This is a genomic window from Pseudomonas sp. MWU13-2105 (assembly GCF_023242315.1).
Taxonomy (GTDB): domain Bacteria; phylum Pseudomonadota; class Gammaproteobacteria; order Pseudomonadales; family Pseudomonadaceae; genus Aquipseudomonas.
The window spans coordinates 274201-281724 of record NZ_JALLIY010000010.1 but is presented as its reverse complement, the minus strand read 5'-3'; the positions used below and the strand labels follow the sequence as shown (position 1 = coordinate 281724).

Genomic DNA, 7524 nt, shown 5'->3' with positions numbered 1-7524 from the left:
ATAGCTGCGACACCATTTGTATCAGCGACCCGGTTGCGTAGCACGGGTCGTTACCGCTATTGCGCTCAGGGCTGAACCTTGACTCCGCCCCGAAATTGACAAATCTGGTCATCCAGAACACGATCTACCCATGATCCATACCCCCGGCAAGAACATGATGTGCACCTCGATGACCGCCTCTGGCGGGCCCTGAGGTTATGCGTTCTTAGAATATGACGTAATTACCCTAAGGCCCCGCCAGAAAATGGACGGGGCTTTTTAGTTTCCCGTCCGCCTTTGGCTAACGGAGAATAAAAATGTTCACGATTAGACGAGCAACGCAAAGCGACTCCCAAACAGCATTCGACATTCGCCTTCTAGCGATACGACACCAATGCGTCGGTGCCTATACCACAGAGCAGATACAGGTCTGGACAGCAGGATCGCCGGAGAATGGGTATAGCGAACTGATGGAAAAACACTTCTATCTGGGGTGTATTCGGGGTAACCCCGTGGCGACAGGAATGCTTGATCTGGAAAAAAGCGAAATCGGTGCGATCTTTGTACTCCCAAGCTTCATGCAACTGGGCATCGGCATGAGAGTCCTGAGGCACCTTGAACACCTAGCTCGCGACTTAGGGTTAGAGAGAGTCAACCTGGAGGCGACTTTGAACGCTGCTGAGTTTTACCGGCGATGCGGTTTCGTTGGTGATACCCCTGCGATTTACCATTCGCCCTCCGGGCTTCAACTGGCCTGTATTCCTATGGTGAGAGAGTTGGTGTAAGTTTCGGAGTCGATCCACCGCGCTTGGCATATCGTCCCGCCGACAACGACCCTGTACATAAGGGATGCCCCCAGTCCGCTCCAAACGGCCGACTCTGTAGCCGTCAACTAGGTGTTTTCCTGGCCAGGCTCCTGGCATTACACGCCTGCCGCCGATGGGCGCGCGGATCAATGCCCCTGGCGACCAGCGCCCGGTAAGCATCACGCAAAGCTCGCGCATTGTGCAAACCAATTTGTAAGCCGCCGGCAAACCCATCTTCCCCCGCCCTTTAAGCACTGACAGGGTGTCCACCTCATTTTGGTGGACACCCTGTCCAGCACTTTTAAGAGGGTTTCTTATGCCATCGACACGCCGTACCTACTCCAAATCCTTCAAGGCCCAGATCGTTCAGGAGTACTCCCAACCCGGCAGCTCCATCGCCCAGATCGCCTTGAGCCACGGCATCAATGCCAACCTCGTGCACAAGTGGATTCGTCTGCACAACCCGTCAGCCCTCGGCACGCCACCGGCCTTTGTGCCAGTGAAAATGTCGCCAGCGGCACCCGCGACCACCCACCCAGGTACCATCCGCGTCGAAGTTCCTCACCCGCGCGGCACCATGGTGGTGAGCTGGTCCCTCGAAAGCGCCGCCACCGCCACGGCCTTTCTCCGGGACCTGCTGCGATGATCCGCGTCGATTCGATCTGGCTGGCCACCGAGCCGCTGGACATGCGTGCCGGTACCGAGTCCACCCTGGCCCGGGTCGTCGCGGTGTTCGGTGCGGCGCAGCCGCACTGCGCCTATCTGTTTGCCAACCGTCGGGGCAATCGCCTGAAGGTGCTGCTGCATGATGGCCTGGGCATTTGGCTGGCCGCTCGTCGTTTGCACCAGGGACGGTTCGTCTGGCCCGGTACTCGCCACGGAACACAGCTGGAGCTGGACCCGGAGCAACTTCAGGCCCTGGTGATCGGATTACCCTGGCAACGCCTCGGGTCTGACAGCGCCATCCGTCTTCTCTAGAAGACATCCCCGTCACTGACCTAGCCGAGCGGTCAGTCGCCGGTCATCGCCCGTTTTGGCACAATGACCGGCATGACCGCGACCTTTTCTCTCGACCGACTGACACCCGATCAACTGCGCTGCTTGGCGACGCAGTTGATCGAGCGCGTTGAGTCTCTGGACAAAACAGCCCTGCATTACAAAACCGTTAATCAAAAGCTCACCCACGAACTGGCCGTGCTCAAGCGTCATCGCTTCTCTAAGCGGGCCGAGTCGTTCAGCCCCCTTCAGGCCTGCTTGCTGGACGAACTGGTCGACGCCGACCTGGCCGGCATTGAAGCCGAGCTGGAAGCGCTGAAGCCGACGCCTAGCGCCCCGCAACCGCGACAAAAGCCCAAGCGTACCGCGCTCCCCGCCGAGCTCCCACGTACCCTGGTTCATCACGAGCCCGAGGATACCCAGTGCACCTGCGGCTACGCCCTCAAGCGCATCGGCGAAGATGTCAGCGAAAAGCTCGACTACACGCCCGGCGTGTTTAACGTCGAGCGCCATATCCGCGGCAAGTGGGTCTGTGATCAGTGTGAAACACTGATTCAGGCGCCGGTTCCGGCCCAAGTCATCGACAAGGGCATCCCCACCACCGGGCTGTTGGCCCAGGTGATGATCAGCAAGTTCGCGGATCATTTGCCGCTGTACCGCCAGGAACAGATCTTCGGGCGCGCCGGCTACGCCATCCCTCAATCCACCTTGTCAGAGTGGGTCGGCGTGTGCGGCGTGCGCTTGCAGCCGCTGGTCGATGCCTTGCGCGAAGTGGTGCTGGGGCACGCCGTGGTGCATGCCGACGAAACCCCGGTGCCGATGCTCACACCGGGCAAGAAGAAAACCCACCGGGCGTATGTCTGGGCCTACTGCACCACCGCGTTTGCCGACATCAACGCCGTGGTCTACGCCTTCTGCCCCAGTAGGGCGGGCGAGCATGTGCGGGCTTTTCTGGGGGATTGGAAAGGTCAGCTTGTCTGCGACGACTTCAGTGCGTACAAGGCCAGTTTTGCCCAGGGCGTGATCGAGGTCGGCTGCATGGCCCATGCTCGGCGCAAGTTTTTTGATCTGTTCACGACAGATAAAAGCCCACTCTCTGAGCAGGCCCTGCACTACATCCAGTTGCTGTACGAGGTTGAACGCGAAGCCCGCGATCTGCCCCCCCCGAGCAGCGTCGGCAACTGCGTCAGGAAAAGGCGGCCCCGATCATGGACGCGTTTCACGCCTGGATGATGGCCCAGCGTCAGTTGGTCACGCCGGGCACGACCATCGCCAAAGCCTTGGACTACAGCCTCAAGCGTTGGACGGCGCTGTCACGCTACCTCGATGACGGGGCCTTGCCCATTGACAATAATCAGGCGGAGAACCGGATCCGCCCCTGGGCTATCGGACGCTCCAACTGGCTCTTTGCAGGCTCTCAACGCAGCGGCGAGCGCGCGGCGGCGCTGATGAGCCTGATCCAGTCAGCCAAGGTCAACGGGCATGATCCGTATGCCTACCTCAAAGACGTGCTGGAACGGCTGCCGACGCAGAAGATGAGTCAGATCGGGGAGTTGTTGCCGCATAACTGGGTGACGTTACGCAACCTGTGATCACCGGCTGCTTACACCAATTTCAGGATAGGTTCCGAGAGAAATACGGGGGTTGCTTATCCGCCCAAGAAAAGCGGAAGCGCCAGCACTTGGCACCTTTCGTATTCACGAAAAGAGCGAGGCCGTTGTAGTCAGGGAGGGCGTAGTCCTTGGCACAGAGCTTGGCGTGCCGGACTGCAGTATCGGTGAGAGCCATCGGACAATCTCCGTCTCGTTTGGATAGAGGAGATTTGTACGGTTTACAGAGAGGTGAGTACCACGAAAAAGTGGCCCACTAGGCGCCGGATTAATGTACTAAAAAATCGTGGCTGCTAGTAGTTTCGAGTGAGGCTTACTGGAACGAAAAAAGAGGCCGAAGCCTCATTTTCAGTTTCTGCAGACTTCAATAGAAGCCTGCAGAACAATAATTGGAGCGGGAAACGAGACTCGAACTCGCGACCCCGACCTTGGCAAGGTCGTGCTCTACCAACTGAGCTATTCCCGCGTCTTGGTGATGCGCATTCTATAGGATCTACGCACCCCGTCAACCCCTTGATTCAAAATAGTTTTATTTCTTTTCAGGATTTTCCGTATTGAACTTCAAATGCGGCCACGCCGCCCGCAGATACTGCAGCATCGACCACAGGGTCAGCACCGCCGCCGCCATCAGCAAGGTATAGCCCACCAGCACCCAGAAACTGAAATCCGAGGGGTTGGCCAGCAGGATCACCAGCGCCAGCATCTGTGCCGCGGTTTTCCATTTGCCCATGTTGGAAACGGCGACCTGCGCCCGCTCCCCGATTTCAGCCATCCACTCGCGCAGGGCCGAGACCACGATCTCACGACCGATGATCACCGCCGCCGGCAAGGTCAACCACAGGTTGCCATGCTCCTGCACCAGCAAGACCAGCGCCACGGCCACCATCAGCTTGTCCGCCACCGGATCGAGGAACGCGCCGAACGGCGTGCTCTGCTCCAGGCGTCGGGCCAGGTAGCCGTCCAGCCAATCCGTCGCCGCCGCAAAGGCAAACACCGAACTGGCCGCCATGTAACTCCACTGGTAAGGCAGGTAAAACAGCAAAATGAAAATCGGAATGAGTACAACGCGCAGAACGGTGATCAGATTAGGGATATTCATCGGCACAACTGGCTACGAGGTTGAAAGGCATTCTACTCGCTGTGCAGGCTTGCATAAATCGACTCAGCGAGCTTTTTACTGATCCCGGGTGCTTTGGCGATCTCGTCGATGCTGGCACGGGACAGCTCCTGCAATCCACCAAAATGTTTCAATAGTTCGCGACGACGCTTCGGCCCGACCCCCGCCACCCCTTCCAGGGTCGAGGTACGCCGGGTCTTGCCGCGCCGCGCACGGTGTCCGGTGATGGCAAAGCGGTGGGCCTCATCGCGGATCTGCTGGATCAAATGCAGGGCCGGCGAATCGCCCTTCAAGGTGAACTCATGGGCCGCGTCGTTGAGGTACAAGGTCTCGAAGCCGGCCTTGCGCGTCGCCCCCTTGGCCACGCCGAGCAGGATCAGGTCCGGCACCGCCAGCTCATCGAGCACATCGCGAGCCATGGACAACTGGCCCTTGCCGCCGTCCACCAGCAGGATATCCGGCAGCTTGCCCTCACCGTCCTTGAGCTTGCTGAAACGCCGGGTCAGCGCCTGGTGCATCGCCGCGTAGTCGTCGCCGGCAGTGACGCCTTCGATATTGTAACGGCGATAGTCGGACTTGATCGGGCCTTCCGGGCCAAATACCACGCAAGACGCGACCGTCGCTTCACCACTGGAATGACTGATGTCGTAACACTCCAGGCGCTGCGGCGGCTCTTCCAGGTTCAGCACCTCGGCCAGGGCCTCGAAGCGCGCGGCCATATGCTGACGATCGGCCAGGCGCGCGCCCAGGGCCTGTTCGGCATTGGTCACCGCCAACTGTTGCCAGCGGGCCCGCGTACCACGCACCCGATGACTGATGGCCAATTCGCGCCCGCGCAATCCATCGATGGCCGCGATCAGGGTCGGAAAATCCTCGTGGACCACGTTGACGATCAGTTCGCTCGGCAGGTCGCGCTCAGGACTGCCGATGAAGTACTGGCCGAGAAAGGCCATCAGCACCTCGGACACATCCTCTTCGATACCGACCTGCGGGAAGAAATTCTTGCTGCCCAGCACCCGGCCGCCGCGCACGCTGATCAGGTGCACACAGGCACCGCCCGGGTTGATGAAGGCCGCGACCACGTCGACATCGCCGGTGCCGCCCTCCATGCTTTGCTGGTCCTGGACCCGGCGCAGCAGCGAGATCTGGTCACGCAACTCAGCGGCCCGCTCGAAATCGAGGGTACTGGCCGCCAACTCCATGCCGGCGTTCAACTCGTCGGTCAGGGCGTTGCTACGACCCTCAAGGAACATCACCGAGTGACGCACATCCTCGGCATACACCTGGGGCTCCACCAGCCCGACACAAGGCGCCTTGCAGCGCTTGATCTGGTATTGCAGGCAGGGTCGGGTGCGGTTCTTGTAGTAGCTGTCCTCGCACTGGCGAACCAGGAAGGTCTTTTGCAGCAGACTCAGGCTTTCACGTATCGCCCCGGCACTCGGGTAAGGCCCGAAGTACTTGCCCTTGGCTTTCTTCGCCCCGCGGTGAATGCTCAGCCGCGGATAATCGCCGTCCGAAAGAAAGACGTAGGGATAGGATTTATCGTCGCGCAGCAGGATGTTATAGGGCGGCCGCCATTCCTTGATCAGCGTCTGCTCCAGCAGCAGCGCCTCGGTTTCATTGGCGGTGATGGTGGTTTCCACCTGGGCGATTCGCCCCACCAGGGCCGCGGTCTTCGGCGCCAGGCCGGTCTTGCGGAAGTAACTGGCCAGGCGTTTCTTCAGGTTCTTGGCTTTGCCGACGTAGAGCAGGCGCGCGTCGCCATCGAACATGCGGTAGACGCCGGGGCGGCCACTGCAGGTCGACAGGAAGGCACTGGAATCGAACAGGTCAGTCATTGTCAGCCGGCATCGACCATGCCGTGGCGAACCGCCAGGAGCGTCAACTCGACATCGCTGCTGACCGAAAGCTTCTCGAAAATCCGATAGCGGTAGGTGTTCACGGTTTTCGGCGACAGGCACAGCTTGTCGGAGATGATCTGGACTTTCTGGCAGCCGACGATCATTAGCGCAATCTGGATCTCGCGCTCGGACAAGGCGTCGAACGGCGAGTCACTGGCCGGTTGGAAGGACTTGAGCGCCAACTGCTGGGCAATCTGCGGACTGATGTAGCGTTGCCCGGAAAATACCAGGCGAATCGCCTGGACCATTTCCGCCAAGCCCGCGCCCTTGGTCAGGTAGCCAGCCGCACCGGCTTGCAACAAGCGCGTCGGGAATGGGTCTTCTTCACAGACGGTCACCGCCACCACCTTGATGTCCGGGTGACTGCGCAGCAATTTGCGCGTGGCCTCCAGGCCACCGATGCCGGGCATCTTGACGTCCATCAACACTACATCGGGTTTGAGCTCCCGCGTCTTGAGCAACGCTTCCTCTCCCGACTCAGCCTGTCCCACGACCTGCAGACCGTCGATATCCGCCAACATCCGCGTAATGCCTGTACGCACAAGATCATGGTCATCGACTACTAGCACCCTAATCAAGCAGACACCTCACGAATTTGGTCTTATCAGGTTATTCACCACCTTAGCAAAAAACCGCGGGCCTGACCTAGCTGCAAGCGTCACATAAGAGTATCAATGCGCTATAAGCGCCTGCCGGACGGCAAGCGCATTTCGTCAGAAATGACGTGACTCAGGAGTCACTAGAGCCGGCCCGGCCGTTTGGCCCATAGGGCCCGGCGGTTTCAGCCAAGGTGGTGGTCAGTCGATGGATCGCGTCCTGATCTTCTTTTTGCAGCACCCGATAGTTACCCAACACTTTCTCTTCCACCTGGCTGAGATTATCCAGTTGCATCGGCGTCGCTTGCCCGGTCAGCACGTAAAGCACATCGACGCCCCGTGCGGCCACACGGGACAAATAGTCGGCCTTCGGTGCGCGATCACCGCTTTCGTATTTGCCCTGTGCGTTGGCCTCAACGCCTCCGATTTCACCAAAAGCCTTCTGCGACAAACCCAGCCGCTCTCTCTCTTGCCGCAATCGCGAACCAATTCCACTCATTTGGATGTAAGATCCCATTT

General features: G+C 59.5%; 8 protein-coding genes, 1 tRNA gene and 2 pseudogenes. 4 read left to right on the top strand and 7 right to left on the bottom strand.

Translation table 11 applies throughout. The features are described from left to right. Positions 1-296: 296 nt before the first annotated feature. A complete protein-coding gene (locus M5B96_RS16955) occupies positions 297-764 on the top strand; it encodes a GNAT family N-acetyltransferase (protein ID WP_248797882.1) in 468 nt (155 codons plus the stop codon). A gap of 103 nt (positions 765-867) precedes the next feature. On the opposite strand, the gene M5B96_RS16950 is transcribed toward M5B96_RS16955, so the two are convergent. Continuing rightward, a complete protein-coding gene (locus M5B96_RS16950) occupies positions 868-990 on the bottom strand; it encodes a hypothetical protein (RefSeq protein ID WP_263859597.1) in 123 nt (40 codons plus the stop codon). Between the two features lie 111 nt (positions 991-1101). On the opposite strand from M5B96_RS16950, the gene tnpA reads away from it, so the two are divergent. From tnpA to tnpC, 3 genes and pseudogenes are all read left to right on the top strand, one after another. Next, positions 1102-1431, top strand: a complete 330-nt coding sequence (tnpA, locus tag M5B96_RS16945; RefSeq protein ID WP_248797880.1) for an IS66-like element accessory protein TnpA — start codon at positions 1102-1104, stop codon at positions 1429-1431. Then, positions 1428-1763, top strand: a complete 336-nt coding sequence (gene tnpB, locus M5B96_RS16940) for an IS66 family insertion sequence element accessory protein TnpB (protein ID WP_248797879.1) — start codon at positions 1428-1430, stop codon at positions 1761-1763. Before tnpA ends, tnpB begins: the two co-directional genes overlap by 4 nt. Before the next feature lie 72 nt (positions 1764-1835). Next, positions 1836-3373: pseudogene (gene tnpC / locus M5B96_RS16935) on the top strand (IS66 family transposase). Positions 3374-3385: 12 nt separating this feature from the next. Here tnpC and M5B96_RS16930 read toward each other — a convergent pair. From M5B96_RS16930 to M5B96_RS16905, 6 genes and pseudogenes are all read right to left on the bottom strand, one after another. Next, a pseudogene (locus M5B96_RS16930) lies at positions 3386-3569 on the bottom strand (Arm DNA-binding domain-containing protein); the annotation flags it as partial. Between the two features lie 212 nt (positions 3570-3781). Then, positions 3782-3857, bottom strand: a tRNA-Gly gene (locus M5B96_RS16925). Between the two features lie 63 nt (positions 3858-3920). After that, the gene (gene pgsA / locus M5B96_RS16920; protein WP_248797878.1) at positions 3921-4490 is read right to left on the bottom strand and encodes a CDP-diacylglycerol--glycerol-3-phosphate 3-phosphatidyltransferase; all 570 of its coding nucleotides are present in this window, start codon (positions 4488-4490) and stop codon (positions 3921-3923) included. Positions 4491-4522: 32 nt separating this feature from the next. Next, positions 4523-6346, bottom strand: coding sequence for an excinuclease ABC subunit UvrC (uvrC, locus tag M5B96_RS16915; RefSeq protein ID WP_248797877.1), 1824 nt, complete (start codon positions 6344-6346; stop codon positions 4523-4525). Between the two features lie 2 nt (positions 6347-6348). Continuing rightward, on the bottom strand, positions 6349-6987 hold the full coding sequence (gene uvrY / locus M5B96_RS16910) for a UvrY/SirA/GacA family response regulator transcription factor (protein ID WP_100939313.1): 639 nt from the start codon (positions 6985-6987) through the stop codon (positions 6349-6351). Positions 6988-7138: 151 nt separating this feature from the next. Beyond that, positions 7139-7504, bottom strand: coding sequence for a helix-turn-helix domain-containing protein (locus tag M5B96_RS16905; RefSeq protein WP_218223421.1), 366 nt, complete (start codon positions 7502-7504; stop codon positions 7139-7141). Positions 7505-7524: the final 20 nt, after the last annotated feature.